Annotated in this window: 18 protein-coding genes, 2 tRNA genes and 1 other RNA gene; 7 read left to right on the plus strand and 14 right to left on the minus strand. The window is 72.5% G+C overall.

The window, feature by feature from the left end; all coding sequences use genetic code 11:
* Nucleotides 1-3: 3 nt before the first annotated feature.
* Genes OCJ37_RS15420 through OCJ37_RS15430 form a run of 3 tightly spaced genes read left to right on the plus strand, consistent with a single transcriptional unit; the run spans nt 4 to nt 3,429 of the window.
* Nucleotides 4-960: a DUF58 domain-containing protein gene (locus tag OCJ37_RS15420; protein WP_263110609.1), complete on the plus strand. Its 957-nt coding sequence runs from the start codon at nt 4-6 to the stop codon at nt 958-960.
* Complete coding sequence (locus OCJ37_RS15425) at nt 953-2,902, plus strand: transglutaminase TgpA family protein (RefSeq protein ID WP_263110610.1); 1,950 nt, start codon at nt 953-955, stop codon at nt 2,900-2,902. Before OCJ37_RS15420 ends, OCJ37_RS15425 begins: the two co-directional genes overlap by 8 nt.
* Nucleotides 2,899-3,429, plus strand: a complete 531-nt coding sequence (locus tag OCJ37_RS15430; protein ID WP_263110611.1) for a Slp family lipoprotein — start codon at nt 2,899-2,901, stop codon at nt 3,427-3,429. Before OCJ37_RS15425 ends, OCJ37_RS15430 begins: the two co-directional genes overlap by 4 nt.
* A gap of 120 nt (nt 3,430-3,549) precedes the next feature.
* Here OCJ37_RS15430 and OCJ37_RS15435 read toward each other — a convergent pair whose 3' ends face one another.
* From OCJ37_RS15435 to dnaX, 4 genes are all read right to left on the minus strand, one after another.
* On the minus strand, nt 3,550-3,897 hold the full coding sequence (locus OCJ37_RS15435) for a histidine triad nucleotide-binding protein (RefSeq protein WP_263110612.1): 348 nt from the start codon (nt 3,895-3,897) through the stop codon (nt 3,550-3,552).
* A gap of 61 nt (nt 3,898-3,958) precedes the next feature.
* The gene (gene recR, locus OCJ37_RS15440; RefSeq protein ID WP_263110613.1) at nt 3,959-4,570 is read right to left on the minus strand and encodes a recombination mediator RecR; all 612 of its coding nucleotides are present in this window, start codon (nt 4,568-4,570) and stop codon (nt 3,959-3,961) included.
* A 90-nt stretch (nt 4,571-4,660) separates the two neighbouring features.
* Nucleotides 4,661-4,981 carry a YbaB/EbfC family nucleoid-associated protein gene (locus tag OCJ37_RS15445; protein WP_263110614.1) on the minus strand — a complete coding sequence of 107 codons (321 nt, stop codon included), beginning with the start codon at nt 4,979-4,981 and terminating at the stop codon, nt 4,661-4,663.
* A 5-nt stretch (nt 4,982-4,986) separates the two neighbouring features.
* Entirely contained in the window at nt 4,987-6,843 is a 1,857-nt protein-coding gene (dnaX, locus tag OCJ37_RS15450; protein ID WP_263110615.1) for a DNA polymerase III subunit gamma/tau, read from the minus strand.
* Between the two features lie 242 nt (nt 6,844-7,085).
* On the opposite strand from dnaX, the gene OCJ37_RS15455 reads away from it, so the two are divergent.
* Nucleotides 7,086-7,178 (plus strand) — tRNA-Ser (locus OCJ37_RS15455).
* Between the two features lie 100 nt (nt 7,179-7,278).
* Nucleotides 7,279-7,375: signal recognition particle sRNA small type (gene ffs, locus OCJ37_RS15460), an RNA gene on the plus strand.
* A 134-nt stretch (nt 7,376-7,509) separates the two neighbouring features.
* On the opposite strand, the gene OCJ37_RS15465 is transcribed toward ffs, so the two are convergent.
* The 7 genes from OCJ37_RS15465 to OCJ37_RS15495 are packed head-to-tail and all read right to left on the minus strand — an operon-like array spanning nt 7,510 to nt 11,637.
* Nucleotides 7,510-7,938, minus strand: coding sequence for a molybdenum cofactor biosynthesis protein MoaE (locus OCJ37_RS15465; protein ID WP_263110616.1), 429 nt, complete (start codon nt 7,936-7,938; stop codon nt 7,510-7,512).
* A gap of 3 nt (nt 7,939-7,941) precedes the next feature.
* Entirely contained in the window at nt 7,942-8,187 is a 246-nt protein-coding gene (locus tag OCJ37_RS15470; protein WP_263110617.1) for a MoaD/ThiS family protein, read from the minus strand.
* The gene (gene moaC, locus OCJ37_RS15475) at nt 8,184-8,690 is read right to left on the minus strand and encodes a cyclic pyranopterin monophosphate synthase MoaC (protein WP_263110618.1); all 507 of its coding nucleotides are present in this window, start codon (nt 8,688-8,690) and stop codon (nt 8,184-8,186) included. The genes OCJ37_RS15470 and moaC overlap by 4 nt, the downstream gene beginning before the upstream one ends.
* 31 nt (nt 8,691-8,721) lie before the next feature.
* Complete coding sequence (locus OCJ37_RS15480; RefSeq protein WP_263110619.1) at nt 8,722-9,090, minus strand: nuclear transport factor 2 family protein; 369 nt, start codon at nt 9,088-9,090, stop codon at nt 8,722-8,724.
* Nucleotides 9,091-9,095: 5 nt separating this feature from the next.
* Entirely contained in the window at nt 9,096-10,136 is a 1,041-nt protein-coding gene (moaA, locus tag OCJ37_RS15485) for a GTP 3',8-cyclase MoaA (RefSeq protein WP_263110620.1), read from the minus strand.
* Nucleotides 10,133-10,888 (minus strand): MBL fold metallo-hydrolase, encoded by a 756-nt coding sequence (locus OCJ37_RS15490; RefSeq protein WP_263110621.1) that lies wholly within the window; start codon nt 10,886-10,888, stop codon nt 10,133-10,135. Before OCJ37_RS15490 ends, moaA begins: the two co-directional genes overlap by 4 nt.
* Nucleotides 10,888-11,637 (minus strand): 3-deoxy-D-manno-octulosonic acid kinase, encoded by a 750-nt coding sequence (locus OCJ37_RS15495; protein ID WP_263110622.1) that lies wholly within the window; start codon nt 11,635-11,637, stop codon nt 10,888-10,890. Before OCJ37_RS15495 ends, OCJ37_RS15490 begins: the two co-directional genes overlap by 1 nt.
* Nucleotides 11,638-11,657: 20 nt before the next feature.
* Here OCJ37_RS15495 and OCJ37_RS15500 point away from each other — a divergent pair, with 20 nt between their 5' ends.
* Nucleotides 11,658-12,707 carry a glycosyltransferase family 9 protein gene (locus OCJ37_RS15500; RefSeq protein WP_263110623.1) on the plus strand — a complete coding sequence of 350 codons (1,050 nt, stop codon included), beginning with the start codon at nt 11,658-11,660 and terminating at the stop codon, nt 12,705-12,707.
* A gap of 33 nt (nt 12,708-12,740) precedes the next feature.
* Here OCJ37_RS15500 and OCJ37_RS15505 read toward each other — a convergent pair whose 3' ends face one another.
* On the minus strand, nt 12,741-13,142 hold the full coding sequence (locus OCJ37_RS15505) for a DUF6165 family protein (protein WP_263110624.1): 402 nt from the start codon (nt 13,140-13,142) through the stop codon (nt 12,741-12,743).
* A 119-nt stretch (nt 13,143-13,261) separates the two neighbouring features.
* Nucleotides 13,262-13,352 (minus strand) — tRNA-Ser (locus OCJ37_RS15510).
* A 205-nt stretch (nt 13,353-13,557) separates the two neighbouring features.
* Here OCJ37_RS15510 and OCJ37_RS15515 point away from each other — a divergent pair.
* Complete coding sequence (locus OCJ37_RS15515; RefSeq protein ID WP_263110625.1) at nt 13,558-14,262, plus strand: PP2C family protein-serine/threonine phosphatase; 705 nt, start codon at nt 13,558-13,560, stop codon at nt 14,260-14,262.
* 271 nt (nt 14,263-14,533) lie between these two features.
* On the opposite strand, the gene dnaQ is transcribed toward OCJ37_RS15515, so the two are convergent.
* Nucleotides 14,534-15,274, minus strand: coding sequence for a DNA polymerase III subunit epsilon (gene dnaQ / locus OCJ37_RS15520; RefSeq protein ID WP_263110626.1), 741 nt, complete (start codon nt 15,272-15,274; stop codon nt 14,534-14,536).
* Nucleotides 15,275-15,289: the final 15 nt, after the last annotated feature.

The following is a 15,289-nucleotide window of genomic DNA, read 5'->3' on the forward strand; positions in this document are numbered from 1 at the left end:
CCGGTGCGCGCCCGGCTGCGCGAGTGGCGGCAGGCGCTGGCACGGCTGGCGCGGCCGCGCGATCCCGAGCCGCTGCCGGTGCGGCTGGACCGGCGCCGGATCTACATCCTGCCCACCGCGTTCGGCGGCTTCCTGGCGCTGCTGCTCGGCGCGATGCTGCTCGGCGCGCTGAACTACAACAACAACCCCGCCCTGCTGCTGGCGATGCTGCTGGGCGCGGCCGCGATGGCCAGCGCGATCGCGGCCCACCTGCAGCTGTCGGGCCTGCGCCTGGACGCGCTGTCGGCCGAGCCGGTCGCGGCCGGCACGCCGCTGCGGCTGCGCCTGGCGCTGGCGGCCGGCGACGCCCGATCCCGGCGCGGCCTGCGCGTGGCCCATGGCGGCCGCCACACCTACCTGGACCTGCACGGCGGCGGCGTCACCGAAGCCGACCTCGACCTGCCCACCGAACGCCGCGGCTGGCTGGACCTGCAGCGCATCCACGTGTCCACCACCCAGCCGCTGGGCCTGCTGCGCGCCTGGGCCTGGTACTGGCCCGACACGCCGCTGTTGGTCTACCCGCAACCGGAACGCGACGGGCCGCCATTGCCCTCCGGCGACGGCACCCCGACCCAGACCCGCCTGCATGCGCTGGGCGAGGAACTGCACCAACTGCGCCCGTACCGCGCCGGCGATGCGCCGCGCGCGATCTCCTGGAAGCACTCCGCGCGCCGCGACACCCTGCTGGTGCGCGAGTACGAACGCCCGATCGGCGTGGACGTGGTGCTGGACTGGCGCACGCTGCCGACGCTGCCCTACGAACGCCGCATCGCGCGGCTGGCGCGCTGGGTCGACGAGGCCGAACGCGACGGCCGCCGCTATCGCCTGCTGCTGCCGGGACAGCCGCCGCTGGGCCCGGGCCGCGGCCCGCAGCACCGGCACCAGTGCCTGCGCGCGTTGGCGCTGCTGCCGCATGGCTGAGCCGCGCTCGCCCGCGCTGAGCAGGGCCAGCCGCCACTGGGCGCTCGGCGCCGGCCTGCTGGCGCTGCTGCCGCTGCTGCTGCAATTGCCAGCGACGCTGGCGCTGGTGTTCGCGCTGGCCGCGCTGCTGGTCGGCGCCAGTTCGGCATGGCGGCCGCTGCCGGCGGCGCTGCGCCTGCTGCTGGTGGCGGCGATGCTGGCGGCGATCTACTGGCAGGTCGGCATGCGCTTCGGCCGCGACACCGGCTGCGCGATGCTCGCGGCGATGCTGGCGATCAAGCCGTCGGAACTGAAGACGCTGCGCGACGCGCGCAGCCTGCTCGGCTTCGCCCTGTTCGCGCCGTTCGCCGCGTTCCTGCTGGACCAGGGCCCGGCGACGATGGCGCTGGCGCTGGCCGCGGTGATCGCCGCGCTGCTGTGCATGCAGCGCCTGGCCGACCAGGAAGGACACAGCGGCGGCCCCCCGCTGCGCGGCCAGCTGCGCGGCGTCGGCCGCTTGCTGGCGCTGGGCCTGCCGCTGGCGCTGGCCGCGTTCTGGCTGTTCCCGCGGCTGGGCTCGCCGCTGTGGGGCGTGCCCGAACGCGCCCTGGCGCGGCCCGGCCTGGCGGACACGATGAGCCCCGGCCAGTGGCTGGACCTGATGGCCGACGACACCCCGGCGCTGCGCGTGCAGTTCTTCGGCCGCGTGCCGCCGCCGGCGCAGCGCTACTGGCGCGGGCCGGTGCTGTGGGATTTCGACGGCGGCACCTGGCGCGCGCAGCGCGGCAACGAGTACCTGCCGGCCCCGCCGGTGCAGCACGGCGCGGCCGCCTGGGACTACCAGATCGAAGTCGAGCCGACCGACCGCCGCCAGCTGGTCGCGCTGGACCTGCCGCTGCAGGCGCCCGACGGCACCCGCGTCTCCGCCGACTACGTGCTGCACAGCGAGCGCCCGCTCAGCGCGCTGAGCCGCTGGCGGCTGCGCTCGGCGCCGCCGCTGCGCTTCGAGACCGCGCTGGCGCCGGCCCAGCGCCAGCGCGCGCTGGCGCTGCCGCCGGGCTACAACCCGCGCACCCTGGCCCTGGCCCGGCAGTGGCGGCAAGAGGCTGGCGCCGACGATGCGGCGATCGTGGCGCGCGCGCTGCAGTGGATCCGCCGCGACTTCGCCTACACCCTGGAAACGCCGCTGTCCGGCCGCGACGGCGTGGACGAGTTCCTGTTCCAGTACAAGGCCGGCTTCTGCCAGCACTTCAGCTCCGCCTTCGTGGTGCTGATGCGCGGCGCCGGCATCCCCGCGCGCGTGGTCACCGGCTATGCCGGCGGCTCCCGCAATCCGTTCGGCGACTACTGGGTGGTGCGGCGCATGGACGCCCACGCCTGGGCCGAGGTGTGGCTGCCGCAGCGCGGCTGGGTGCGCGTGGACCCGACCGCCGCGGTCGCCCCGGAACGCATCTACGACACCCTGGAAGACCGCCTCGGCAGCGGCGCCGGCGCACAGGGCGGCAGCGCCGACTGGCGGCTGCGCGACGTCGGCGACTGGCTGCGGCGCGGCTGGAACGACCTGGTGCTGTCCTTCGACGCCAACCGCCAGCAGCGGCTGCTGAGCGGCCTGGGCATCGCCAAGCTGGAGCCGGCGCAGCTGGTCGCGCTGTTCGCCGGCTTCGCCGCGCTGGTGCTGGGCTGGATGGCCTGGCTGCTGGCCCGCGGCGAACGCGAGCGGGACCCGCTGCTGCGCGCCTGGCGGCGGCTGGGCCGGCGCTACGCGCGGCTCGGCCTGGGCCGCGAACCGCACGAACCGGCGCTGGCGTGGGCGGCGCGTGTACAGCAGGTGATGGAGGCAAACGCGTTGCTTTCGCTCAGCCAACGTTTCGCCGATTCGCGCTACGCTGGCGCGGATTCGGACAGCGCTTCATTGTTGCGCGACCTGCGCAGGCACCGTCCGCATACCGGAGCATCTCGATGAAGATCCGACTGCTGTTCCCCCTCATGGCCGTTCTCGCCCTGGGCGCCTGCGCGACCGCGCCCAAGCCGTTGCAAGGCCAGTTCGCCACCGTCACCCCGCGCGATTCGGTCACCGGCCAGCAGGTCGGCGCCGCGGTGCGCTGGGGCGGCAAGATCATCCAGACCAAGCCCGGCCAGGGCGCCACCTGCTTCCAGATGCTGGGACGGCCGTTGAGCGCCAGCGGCCGCCCGGACAGCGACTCGGCCGACGCCAGCGACGGCCGCTTCGTCGCCTGCCGCGCCGGCTTCTACGACCCGGCGGTGTTCGAGCCCGGCCGCGAGGTGACCTTCATCGGCCACGTCTCCGGCTACGAGAGCACCCGCATCGGCGAGTACGACTACCGCCTGCCGAAGATCGACGCCGACGTGGTCTACCTGTGGCCGGTGGTGCGCCAGGTCGAGGTGGTGCCCGCCTACCCCTATGGCCCCTGGGGCCCGTGGGATCCGTGGGGCCCGCGCTGGGGCTGGGGCGGCCGCGGCTGGTGGTAAGCCCGCGGGGCCGCACGCCTTGTGCGATGATGGAGAAGAAAACGCCGCTGAAAAGCGGCGTTTTCCGTTTGGCCGGCAGTGCCGCGGCAGATCGCCCGCGGCGGCGGCCCAGGCCGACGATCAGGGCGTGCCGAACCGGCCCAGCGGCGCCCCGGCCAGCAGGTGCAGGTGCAGATGGAACACGGTCTGCCCGGCATGCTCGCGGCAGTTCATCACCACCCGGTAACCGTCCTGCGCCAGGCCCTGTTCGCGCGCGTACGCCGCCGCGGCCAGCACCAGCCTGCCGACCAGCGTCGCCTGCTCCGGCGCCAGGTCGTCGAGGGTGGGGATCTCCACCTGCTTGGGAATGAACAGCACATGCACCGGCGCCTGCGGCGCGATGTCCTTGAAGCCGAGCACCGCCTCGTCCTCGTAGACGATGCTGGCGGGGATTTCGCGACGGATGATCTTGCCGAAGATGGTGTCCATGGGGCCGGTACGCAGAGCGGAAAGAGGCAGCCGTTATAGCCGATTCGGCGCGCGCAGGCCGTTACTCGCCCGCGCCGCCCTGCGGTACCTCGTTGCGGCTGCCGAACGCATGCGACAGCGTGCCGCGGTCGACGTACTCCAGTTCCCCGCCCAGCGGCAGGCCCTGCGCCAGCCGGCTCGGGCGCACCCCGTGGCGGCGCGCCAGCTGCGCCAGGTAGTGCGCGGTGGCCTCGCCCTCGACGGTGGAATTGGTGGCGATGATCAGCTCGGCGATCTCGCCCTGCGCCAGGCGCGCGCCGAGCCGGTCCAGACCCAGCTCGCGCGGGCCAACCCCGTCCAGCGGCGACAGCCGGCCCTGCAGGATGAAGTACAGCCCGCGGTAGCCGGTGGCGTGCTCGATCGCCAGGCGGTCGGCCGGCGACTCCACCGCGCACAGCTGCTGGCGGTCGCGGCCGGCGCTGGCGCAGATCGCGCAGGTTTCGGTCTCGCTGAAGTCGCGGCACTGCACGCAATGGCCGACGCGCTCGATCGCCTCGCGCAAGGCCTCGGCCAGGCGCTGCCCGCCCTCGCGCTCGCGCTCGAGCACGTGGTAGGCCATCCGCTGCGCGGTCTTCTGGCCCACCCCCGGCAACACGCGGAAGGCGTCGATCAGTTGTTCGAGCAGGGAAGACATGGGACGGGAATTCGGGATTGGGGATTGGGGATTCGGAAGAAGCGGCCTCGCTGTTGCGATCCCCAATCCCGAATCCCGAATCCCGGCTCCTCAGAACGGCAGCTTCATGCCCGGCGGCAGCTGCATGCCGGCCGTGGCCGAGCCCATGCGCTGCTTGGATTCGGCATCGATCTTGTTGGACGCGTCGTTGAAGGCGGCGGCGATCAGGTCCTCGGCCATCTCCTGGTCGGAGAGGATGCTCGGGTCGATCCGCACCTTGCGGCACTCCTTGGCGCCGGTCAGGGTCACGCTGACCATGCCGCCGCCGGCGGTGCCGGTGACTTCCAGCTGGGCCAGTTCTTCCTGCGCGCGCTGCAGGTTTTCCTGCATCTTCTGCGCCTGTTGCATCAATTGGGCGATGTTGCCACGCATGCGTTCTACTCTTCGTAAGGGCGGATGGAATCGGGGACGACCCGCGCGCCTTGCTGCTGGATCAGCGCTTGCACCGCCGGGTCGCGCATGAACGCAGTCTCGGCCGCGTTCTGGCGCTCGCCGCGTTGCCGGTGCGAGCGCTCGTGCAGGGTTTCGGCATCGACCGCGATGCCGCTTTCGATCACGATCTTCGGCTTGCTGCCCAGCGCATCGGCCAGCGCCGTCGCCAGTTCGCCGAGCGAGCGTTCGGACTGCAGGTATTCGAAGCCCGGCGACAGCGACAGCCGCAGCACGCCGTCGGCATGGCTGACGAAGGCCGCGTTGGCGGCGAGCTGCCGCGACGGCCCGGTCAGGCCGCAATCGGCGACCAGTTCCAGCCAGTCCTCGGCCGCGTGCAGCGCGCGCGGCGCGCCGTTTCCGGGCGGCGTGCGCACAGCGTCCGCGAGCGGCGGCACCATCGCCATTTCCGGCTCGGCCGTGGGCATGGGGGCGGACGCGGACGGCGCGGCATGCGCCGCCGGCACCGGCTGCGCAGGTGCCGGAGCCGCGGTCTCCCATGGCGGGTCCAGCACCGCGGCAGCGGCCGGCGCCGGCGCGGGTGCCGGCCTGGCGGCAGCCGGTATCGGCGCCATCATCGGTGCGGCCGGGGCCGCCACCGTGGCGACGGACGGCGCGGCGGCGGGTGCGGCCGCGGCGGCCGGTGTCGCGGCCACCGGCGCGGCAGGCGTGCGGCCTTGCGCCGTCGTGCCCGGCCCGGACGCGGCCGGCAACGCCGCCGCGCCGGCCGGACGGAACGCCAGCATGCGCAGCACCGCCATCTCGAACCCGGCGCGCGGGCTCGGCGCCAGGTACAGGTCGCGGCGCCCGTTCAGCGCCATCTGGTACCACAGCTGCACGATCTCCGGGCGCAGGCGCTCGGCGAACGGCGCCGGGTCCAGGCCGTCGAGAGCGGCCGCGGCCGCGCCAGGCACCAGCTGCCGCACCTGGATCCGGTGCAGCGCCTCGGCCAGCGCCTCCAGCACCCCGCCCCAGTCCGGCGAGAACTCGGCCAGCGCCGCGACCACCTGCAGCAGCCGCTGCCCGTCGCCATCGGCCAGCGCCTCCAGCATCGCCCCGACCTGGGTGCGGTCGACCGTGCCCAGCATCGCCCGCACCACGTCGTCGCGCAGCGCGCCGCCGGCGTAGGCGATGGCCTGGTCGAGCAGCGACAGGCCGTCGCGCAGGCTGCCGTCGGCGGCCTTGGCCAGCTGCACGATCGCCGAGGCATCGACCTCGATTTGCTCGGCGGCCAGGATCTTGGTCATCTGCCCCTGGATCTGCTCCTCGTCCAGGCGCTTGAGGTTGAACTGCAGGCAGCGCGACAGCACCGTCACCGGCAGCTTCTGCGGGTCGGTGGTGGCGAGCAGGAACTTCACGTGCTCCGGCGGCTCCTCCAGCGTCTTCAGCAGCGCGTTGAACGCGGCCTTGGACAGCATGTGCACCTCGTCGATCAGGTACACCTTGAACTTGCCGCGCGAGGGCATGTACTGCGCGTTCTCGATCACCTCGCGCACGTCGTCCACGCCGGTGTTGGACGCGGCGTCGATCTCCAGCAGGTCGATGTAGCGGCCGGCGTCGATGTCCAGGCACGCCGGGCACTGCCCGCACGGATCGGCGCTGGTGCCCTGCTCGCAGTTCAGCGACTTGGCGAAGATGCGCGCGATGGTGGTCTTGCCGACGCCGCGGGTGCCGGTGAACAGGAACGCATGGTGCACGCGCCCGCTGTCCAGCGCATTGCTGAGCGCGCGGACCACGTGCTCCTGCCCCACCAGCTCGGCAAAACGCTTGGGGCGCCACTTGCGGGCGAGAACGAGATAGGACATCAGGCAACCGTCTTCATCTGAACCGCCATTGTGCCACGCCGGGCCATCCTGATCGTTCAGCGGCCGCGGCCGGCGGTGACCGCCCGCCGCCGGGCCGGGCGCCGACGGGCCGGCGCTTTTTCGCGATCGGGACCGGGCGCGGGCCGGCAAGTTCCCGTCCCGGCAGACCCCTCGCCTTGTTAACGGCGCCCGCGACGGCTAGAATCCCGCCCCTGCCGTCGGCTAGTCGCGCCGGCAGGCCCGGAGAGGTGTCCGAGTGGTTGAAGGAGCACGCCTGGAAAGTGTGTAAGCGTCTAAACCGCGCTTCGGGGGTTCGAATCCCCCTCTCTCCGCCAGATTCGAATTGCGCTTCCCTCGCAGGGTTCCTTCGCCGCCGGCGCAAGAACTCGATGGGAAAGACCGCGCCGCTGGCGCGGTTTCGTCTCTATGGTGGCCCCGTCGGCCCCTCGCGACGCTAGGTCGAAAACCCCGCCAGGGCCGGAAGGCAGCAACGGTATCGATCGACGCGGGCGCCGAGGTCAGCCGGCGGGGTCGCCACCCTAATCTCCCTGAAGCACCGCCGCATCGGCCAATGCGTGCGCTTGTCGCACGCGCTTTGCCTTTCGACGTCACATCATCGCCACGCGGAATCGGCGCTCCCGCTGATGCCCAGCATCCGGGCCAACGCTACGTCTCCGGATGCAGCCAGCCCGCATCGCCCTCGCGATAGCGCTCGTGCTTCCAGATCGGCACGCGCGCCTTGACCTCGTCGATGACGTAGCGGCAGGCGTCGAACGCCGCGCCGCGGTGCGCGGCGACCACGCCGACCCACACCGCCAGGTCGCCGATCGCCAGGTCGCCCACACGGTGCACGCAGCGCAGGTCGAGGATGTCGAAGCGGGCCAGGGCTTCGTCGGCGATGCGCCGGCCCTCGGCCTCGGCCAGCGCCGCGTAGGCTTCGTAGCGTAGACCGTCGACCGCGCGGCCGTCGTTGTGGTCGCGCACCCAGCCTTCGAAGCTGGCATAGGCGCCGGCCTGCGCATGCGCCAGCGGCGCGCGCAGCGCGGCGATGTCCAGGGCGCTGTCGGCCAGGTGGAAACGCTGCGGCATGGACATCGCTCAGCCTCCCGAGACCGGCGGGATGAACACCACTTCGCTGCCATCGCGCAGCGGCGCGTCCCAGCCCACGAAGGCGCCGTCCACGGCCACGCGCAGGCGCTGCGACGGCCAGCGCAGGCCGTGCCGCGCGTCCAGTTCGGCGTACAGCGCGCGCAGGTCGGCGGCCGCGCTGTGCACCTGCTCGCGCTCGATGCCGGCCGCCTCGCGCAGGCTGGCGAAATACAGCACGGTCACCCGCGCGCTCATGCCGCACTCCCGACGTCGCGCTTGCCGCCGCGCTTGCCGAGCAGCCGCACCGGGCCGATCGTCATCGCGTGGGTCAGCGCCTTGCACATGTCGTAGACGGTCAGCGCGGCGACGCTGGCGCCGGTCAGCGCCTCCATCTCCACGCCGGTGCGGTGCACGGTGCGCACCGTGCATTCGATGCGCAGCACCTGCGCCGAGGCCCAGTCGATCGCGAAGCGGCAGCCGTCGATCGGCAGCGGATGGCAGAACGGGATCAGCTCGTGGGTGCGCTTGACCGCCATGGTGCCGGCGATCACCGCGGTGTCGACGATGCCGCCCTTGGCGCTGCGCAGCGCGTCGGCGCGCAGTTGCGCGGCCACCGCGGCGGGAAAGCGCACGCATGCCTCGGCCACGGCGACGCGCGCGGTGACCGCCTTAGCCGAGACGTCGACCATCGTCGGCACGCCCTGCGGGTCGAGATGGGTCAGCGCCGGCGGCGCCTGCTTGGCCACGTTCTTGTTCATGCGTTGCGATGCCGCTCCCACGGCTGGAATCTCATGCGTCGGCGACGCTGGGCGTGCCCTGGTGGAACAGCATCCGCCAGCGATCGTCGCGGCGCCGCCACAGCGAACTGCGCAATGCGCAATGGTGGCCACCGTCGCCGCTGCGCTCGCTGCGATAGGTCAGGTGCAGCAGGTCCGGCGCCAGCCACCGCGCCTGCATGTCGCTGGCACGATGGCGGACCTGGGACGCGCCCGGCAGTTCGGCCAGCACCTCGCGCTTGCCGAAACGCCGGCCGGAGGCGCCGAACTCGACGAAGGCGTCGTCGAGCAGGCGGTCGAGGCGTTCGGCCGACGCGCGCACCGACGCGTCCAGCAGGCTCAGTTCCAGCGCGATCACGTGCTGTGCGGTGGCGTCGTCCATGCCGCTCATCCGCCGATCAGGAACATCTCGACGTGCTTGCCGCGCGCCGCGCGCGCATCGCCGCGCAGTTCGCTGTAGCGATCGCCGCGCTGGCCCCACAACGCCTGCACGCGCTCGGCCAGCGCGTCCTCGCCGCCGCCCAGCGCCGGCTTCAGGTCGGTGCCGGCGGCGGCGAACAGGCAGGTATAGAGCTGGCCGTCGGCCGAGACCCGGGCGCGGTGGCAATCGCCGCAGAACGGCGCACTGACCGAGCTGACGAAGCCGATCTCGCCGCCGCCGTCGACGAAGGCATGGCGCGCGGCGACTTCGCCGGCATAGTGCGGATCCAGCGCGCGCAGCGGCCAGCGCGCGGCGATGCGCTCGCGCAGTTCGGCCGACGGCACCACCCGCTCGCGCTGCCAGGCGTTGCAGGTGCCCACGTCCATGTACTCGATGAAGCGCAGCACGTGGCCGCTGCCGCGGAAATGCGCCAGCAGCGGCAGCACCTGGTCGTCGTTGACGCCGCGCTGGACCACGCAGTTGATCTTGACCGGCCCCAGCCCGGCCGCCACCGCCGCGTCGATGCCGGCCAGCACCTGCGCCACCTCGCCGCGGCCGCCGGACATGCGCCGGAAGGTCGCCGGATCGATCGCGTCCAGGCTCACCGTGACCCGGCGCAAGCCGGCCTCGCGCAAGGCCTGCGCGTGCCGCGCCAGCAGCGAGCCGTTGGTGGTCATCGCCAGGTCGTCCAGGCCGGGGATGCGCGCCAGCCGCCGCACCAGGTCGGGCAGGTCGCGGCGCAGCAGCGGCTCGCCGCCGGTCAGGCGCAGCTTGCTGACGCCGTTGCGCACGAACGCGCGCACCAGGGTCTCGAGCTGCTCGAACGACAGCCGCGAGGCCGCATCGAAACCGTAGTCGTCGGGCACCTTGTCGGCCGGCATGCAGTAGCCGCAGCGGAAGTTGCAGGCCTCGATCACCGACAGGCGCAGGTCGCGCAGCGGCCGCCCCAGGCGGTCCACCGGGGTGGCCGGCAGCGGCGGCAACGGCGGGCGCAGCACCGCGCTCATGGCGCCGGCACCTGCGGCGCGCGCGGCGCGTCCAGGGCCACGCATTCGCCCGGCCGCGCCACGCGGTGGCCGCGTGCGCGCAGGGCCTCGGCATCTTCGGCGCTGGCATAGTGGTACAGCATGGTGCGTTGCAGCAGCTCGGCGGGATATTCCCGTTCCAGGTCGTCCACGCCAGTATGCGACGGATTGCCGTGAAGGCCGCAGTCGTGCGCGACTAGTTCGCCGTCGTCGGCGTAACGGCTCAGCATTTCCGGGATCGGCCGGGTGTCGCCGCTCCACACCAGCGCGCCCGGCAGGCGCAGCCCGTAGGCGGTTTCCGGCCAGTGGTGGCGCACCGGGAACACTTCCAGCCGCACCCCGTCGTGCCAGAACGCCGCGCCGACCGGGATCAGCTGGAACGCGTCCCAGAAGTTGGCGCCGCCCTCGGCCAGCGCGTTCGGGTAGTCGCCGACCCGCCGGTGCAGCAGCGGCACCACCGGCGCCGGCACGTACACCCGCACCTTGCCGCGCCGCGCGGAGAAATACGCGTCCACGAACAGCCGCTCGAACCCGGCCACGTGGTCCAGGTGCACATGGGTCACGAACAGCGCCTGCGGCATCGCCCGGTAGTGCGCCTGGTAGGCGCTCAGGCCCTCGCCGCCGCAGTCGATGGTCAGCCACGGCGCGCCGTCGCGCTCGATGGTGGCCATCGGCGAGCCCAGCTCCACCGCCGACGCGTTGCCGACGCCCTGGAAACGCAGCGCCCAGGCCATCAGTAGCCCCGGTTCCAGGCCAGGTCGTAGGCGCGGCGCAGGCGCGCGTAGTCCTTGTCGACCTCGTCGACGCTGCGCTCGCCGCGCAGCTTCAGCAGCGAGCGGTGCAGGCGCTTGAGGTTGCGCTCGCGCCAGCGCGTGGCCGGGATGCGCAGCACGCCGCGGTCGAAATCGATCAGCCAGCCGCGGCCGTTGCCGTCGAACAGGATGTTGTGCGCGTTGAGATCGGCATGGTCCAGCCCGGCGCGGTGGAAGCGCGCGATCAGCCGCCCGGCCTCCTCCCACGGCGCGCCGCGGCCGGCGACGTGGGCGCGATCGGCCAGCGAGCGCACGCCCTCCAGCCGCTCCATCAGGATCGCCGCGCGGTAGCGCAGCCCCTGGCGCAGGTAGCAGGCGGCCAGCGGCCGCGGCACCGGCAGCTTGCGCGCGATCAGCGCGCGCATCAGCCGGAACTCGGCGAAGCTGCGGGTGCGGTCGGCGCCGGACCACAGGTAGCGGTCGCGGCTCACCTTGGCGGCCAGGCCGCCGCGCCTGTACTGGCGCAGCACGCAGGCGCCGAACGGGGCGTCGACGAACCAGGCGCCGCCGCGGCCGCCCTCGTCCACCGGCCGCGCGCGCTCGGCCCAGTGCGCGGCCGAGAACAGCGCCGGCTCGGCTTGCCGCAGTCGTTGGCGGTCGAACAGAATGGCGCCATAGCCGCGGCCCTCGCGGTACGGCGTCAGCGCTTCGGTGGCGTCGAATGCAACCATTCAGCGAGTCTAACAACACCATGGCAGCAACGCTCCCTTCGCTGTGCCTGTTGCGCCTGTCGGCGCTGGGGGACGTGACCCACGTGGTGCCGCTGGTGCGCACCCTGCAGCGCGCCTGGCCCGCCGCGCCGCCGCTGCACTGGATCATCGACAAGGCCGGGCACAAGCTGCTCGACGGCCTGCCCGGGGTGGTGTTCCACGCCTACGACAAGCGCAGCGGCGTGGCCGGCATGCGCGCGCTGCGCCGCGAACTGCCGCCGCAGCGCTTCGACGCGCTGCTGCAGATGCAGGTGGCGCTGCGCGCCAACGCGCTGTCGGCGTTCGTGCGCGCGCGCCGCCGCATCGGCTACGACCGCAGCCGCTCCAAGGACCTGCACGGCCTGTTCGTCAACGAACGCATCCCCGACCGCCCCGGCATCCACGTGCTCGATGCGATCGGCAGCTTCTGCGAGCCGCTGGGCCTGCGCCAGACCGAGGTGCGCTGGGACCTGCCGATCCCCGAGGACGCGCACGCCTGGGCCCGCGCGCAATGGCCCGACGACGGCCGCCCGGCGCTGCTGATCTCGCCCTGCTCCAGCCATGTGCGCCGCAACTGGTACGCCGACCGCTACGCCGCGGTCGCCGACCATGCCGCCGCGCAGGGCTGGCGGGTGGTGCTGTGCGGCGGGCGCAGCGAGCTGGAGCGCCGCACCGCCGACGCCATCGTCGCGGCCATGCGCGCGCCGGTCCTGGACCTGGTCGGCCGCGACACGCTCAAGCAGCTGCCGGCGCTGTTGCAGCGCGCGGCGCTGGTGATGACTCCCGACTCGGGCCCGATGCACATCGCCAACGCAGTGGGCAGCAAGGTGCTGGGCCTGCATGCGGCCAGCAACCCGCGCCGCAGCGGCCCGTACTCGGACATCCGCTACTGCGTGGACAAGTACGACGCGGCGGCGCGCAAGTTCCTCGGCAAGCCGGCCGAGCAGCTGAAGTGGGGCAGCAAGATCGAATTCGACGCGGTGATGGCGCTGATCGGCGTGGACGACGCCATCGCCGCATTCGAGCGCTACCGCGCCGACCACGGCAGGTAGCGCCGCCGCGCGGCGCGCCGGCAGGCCGTGGCCCTACGGCGTGCCGCGGTAGTCCTGGTAGGACTTCTCTTCCACGTAGCTGGAGCCCAGCGCCAGGTTGATCTCCTTCTTGATCCGCGCGCGCTCGTCGTTCTCGTAGTACACGCTGCGCGCGAGCTTGATGAATTCCTCGTCGAAGGCCTGCGCCTTCTCCTTGACCCGGATCTCGTCCTCGATCACCCACAGGCGCTCGTTGACCGCCTTGAGGTCGGCGCGCAGGCGCGCGATGTCGCCGCCGGCGGCCGGGTGCGCCATCCAGATCTTCTCCAGCGCCGACAGTTCCGTGCGCACGTTGGCCAGCTTGGCCGCATCCTCGATGCGCTCGGACTTGATCTGCAGGATGGCGATCTTGTCGAGCAGTTCGCCGAAGGAAACGGGGGCCAGAATTTCGGACATGGGCACATCCAAGCGATAGGTGGAAGGAAGTGTAGCGGGCGGGCCTTAAAGCCGTGTCGGCGCGCTGCGGCCGGGTTCTCGAAAAGACAAAAGGCCCCTGACGGGGCCTTCTGCGAAACTGGCGGGAAGGGGGGGATTCGAACCCCCGAGGCGCTATAAACGCCTGCCTGATTTCGAGTCAGGTACATTCAACCGCTCTGCCACCTTCCCGGGTGGTCCCCGGCGGACCGGGGGCGTGCATCATACGGTTCCCGCCGCGCGCGGACAAGCGCCGCGTCGCCCGTCGGCATGGCGCCGCCCCTGTCCCGCCATGAACCCCGCCTGCCCTGCGCCGCCGCGGACGATTGCCTGATGTCCGCCCGACCGCGATGATGCCGTTTGAATGACAGGAAGCCGGGCCAGCCGCGGGCGCGCAATGATCGAATTCGGACACCTCACCCACGTCGGCCTGCGCCGCGACCTCAACGAGGACACCTATTACGGCGACAACGAACTCGGCCTGTGGCTGGTCGCCGACGGCATGGGCGGCCATGCCTGCGGCGAGGTCGCCAGCGCGCTGGCGCGCGAGGCCATCGTCCGCGAGGTGCGCGGCGGCACGCCGCTGGCGCAGGCGATCCGCATCGCCGACGAGGAGATCATCCGCGCCTCGCGCCGGCGCAACGACAGCTTGCCGATGGGTACCACCGTGGTCGCCGCGCGCGTGCAGGGCAACCGTTTCGAGGTGGCCTGGGTCGGCGACAGCCGCGCCTACCTGTGGCGCGACGGCAAGCTGGCCCAGCTCAGCCAGGACCACAGCTACGTGCAGGAACTGATCGCCCAGGGCGCGCTGACCGCCGAACAGGCGCGCGCGCACCCGCACCGCAACGTGGTCACCCAGGCGCTGGGCGTCACCGATCCGCTGCATCTCAACGTGGCCACGATGACCGGCGAACTGCGCCCGGGCATGCAGCTGCTGCTGTGCAGCGATGGGCTGACCGAGGAAGTGGACGACCCCGGCATCGCCGCCACCCTCGGCCACGACGACTGCAGCGCGCAGGAATGCGTGGACACGCTGGTGGCTGCGGCGCTGGACGGCGGCGGCTCGGACAACATCACCGCGATCCTGGTGCGCTGCCACTGAGGCGCAGCGCTGCGCGAGCGGCGCGGTGATGTCGCCGGCTGCGGCGACGGGTCATCCACCCTGGCGGCACTGGCGCGCCCACGTCGCGGTTTTCGCGGACCTGCGCAGGTCGCCGCTGCGCGAGCGCGCCTTTTCGATGCTGGCCGCGCCGCGCGGCGCAGGCTGACCGGACCCTCTCCTGCGCGGTGTTGCGGCCAAGCGCGGCGCCGGCACCGCCATCACGCAACCCGCAGCGCGCGCCAGCGAGCGCCGCCGCCGGCGCCGCGACCGCTCAGCCGGCCACGGCCTCCGCCAGCACCGGCTCGGCCGCGTCCCACAGCGCGCGCCCGGCCTTCTTGCGCAGCTTCTCCAGCCGCGCCTCGTGCGCTTCCAGTTCCGAGGCGGTGGGCAGCACCCGCGGCCGCGGCAGCAGCGTCGCCATGTCGAACACCGGGCGCTGGCCGCCGGCATGGTCGCCGGCGCGGTCGTCGGCCAGGGCGAAGCCGATCTCTTCCTGGCCCGAAGTCAGCGCGATGTAGACGTCGCTGAGGATCTGCGCATCGAGCAGCGCGCCGTGCAGTTGCCGGTGCGAGTTGTCCACGCCCAGCCGCTTGCACAGCGCGTCCAGCGAATTGCGCTGGCCCGGGAAGCGCTCGCGCGCCAGCAGCAGCGTATCGACGACCGTGGCGCGGTCGAGGATGCGCCCGTACGTCGCGCCCAGCCGCGACAGTTCGTAGTCGAGGAAGCCCAGGTCGAACGAGGCGTTGTGGATGATCAGTTCGGCGCCGTCGATGAACGCCAGGAACTCGTCCACCACCTCGTGGAATTCCGGCTTGTCGGCCAGGAACTCCAGGGTCAGGCCGGTGACTTCCTGCGCGCCGGGCTCGAAGTCGCAGTCCGGGCGCAGGTAGCGGTGGAAGTTGCGCCCGCTCGGGCGCCGCTCGAGCAGTTCCACCGCGCCGATTTCGACGACGCGGTTGCCCTTCTTCCATTCCAGGCCGGTGGTTTCGGTATCGAGGATGATCTGACGCATGTCGCTCGCTGCAGG

It is taken from the genome of Xanthomonas sp. AM6, assembly GCF_025665335.1.
GTDB lineage: Bacteria > Pseudomonadota > Gammaproteobacteria > Xanthomonadales > Xanthomonadaceae > Xanthomonas_A.

What these genes read in the sequence shown, in the direction of transcription:
- moaC (WP_263110618.1), bottom strand. Translation starts at nt 8,690, where the DNA reads ATGAACAAGAACGTGGCCAAGCAGGCGCCGCCGGCGCTGACCCATCTC.
- OCJ37_RS15425 (WP_263110610.1), top strand. Translation starts at nt 953, where the DNA reads ATGGCTGAGCCGCGCTCGCCCGCGCTGAGCAGGGCCAGCCGCCACTGG.
- OCJ37_RS15515 (WP_263110625.1), top strand. Translation starts at nt 13,558, where the DNA reads ATGATCGAATTCGGACACCTCACCCACGTCGGCCTGCGCCGCGACCTC.
- OCJ37_RS15470 (WP_263110617.1), bottom strand. Translation starts at nt 8,187, where the DNA reads ATGAGCGCGCGGGTGACCGTGCTGTATTTCGCCAGCCTGCGCGAGGCG.
- moaA (WP_263110620.1), bottom strand. Translation starts at nt 10,136, where the DNA reads ATGAGCGCGGTGCTGCGCCCGCCGTTGCCGCCGCTGCCGGCCACCCCG.
- OCJ37_RS15480 (WP_263110619.1), bottom strand. Translation starts at nt 9,090, where the DNA reads ATGGACGACGCCACCGCACAGCACGTGATCGCGCTGGAACTGAGCCTG.
- dnaQ (WP_263110626.1), bottom strand. Translation starts at nt 15,274, where the DNA reads ATGCGTCAGATCATCCTCGATACCGAAACCACCGGCCTGGAATGGAAG.
- OCJ37_RS15495 (WP_263110622.1), bottom strand. Translation starts at nt 11,637, where the DNA reads ATGGTTGCATTCGACGCCACCGAAGCGCTGACGCCGTACCGCGAGGGC.
- recR (WP_263110613.1), bottom strand. Translation starts at nt 4,570, where the DNA reads ATGTCTTCCCTGCTCGAACAACTGATCGACGCCTTCCGCGTGTTGCCG.
- OCJ37_RS15505 (WP_263110624.1), bottom strand. Translation starts at nt 13,142, where the DNA reads ATGTCCGAAATTCTGGCCCCCGTTTCCTTCGGCGAACTGCTCGACAAG.
- OCJ37_RS15435 (WP_263110612.1), bottom strand. Translation starts at nt 3,897, where the DNA reads ATGGACACCATCTTCGGCAAGATCATCCGTCGCGAAATCCCCGCCAGC.
- OCJ37_RS15465 (WP_263110616.1), bottom strand. Translation starts at nt 7,938, where the DNA reads ATGTCCATGCCGCAGCGTTTCCACCTGGCCGACAGCGCCCTGGACATC.
- OCJ37_RS15490 (WP_263110621.1), bottom strand. Translation starts at nt 10,888, where the DNA reads ATGGCCTGGGCGCTGCGTTTCCAGGGCGTCGGCAACGCGTCGGCGGTG.
- OCJ37_RS15430 (WP_263110611.1), top strand. Translation starts at nt 2,899, where the DNA reads ATGAAGATCCGACTGCTGTTCCCCCTCATGGCCGTTCTCGCCCTGGGC.
- dnaX (WP_263110615.1), bottom strand. Translation starts at nt 6,843, where the DNA reads ATGTCCTATCTCGTTCTCGCCCGCAAGTGGCGCCCCAAGCGTTTTGCC.
- OCJ37_RS15445 (WP_263110614.1), bottom strand. Translation starts at nt 4,981, where the DNA reads ATGCGTGGCAACATCGCCCAATTGATGCAACAGGCGCAGAAGATGCAG.
- OCJ37_RS15500 (WP_263110623.1), top strand. Translation starts at nt 11,658, where the DNA reads ATGGCAGCAACGCTCCCTTCGCTGTGCCTGTTGCGCCTGTCGGCGCTG.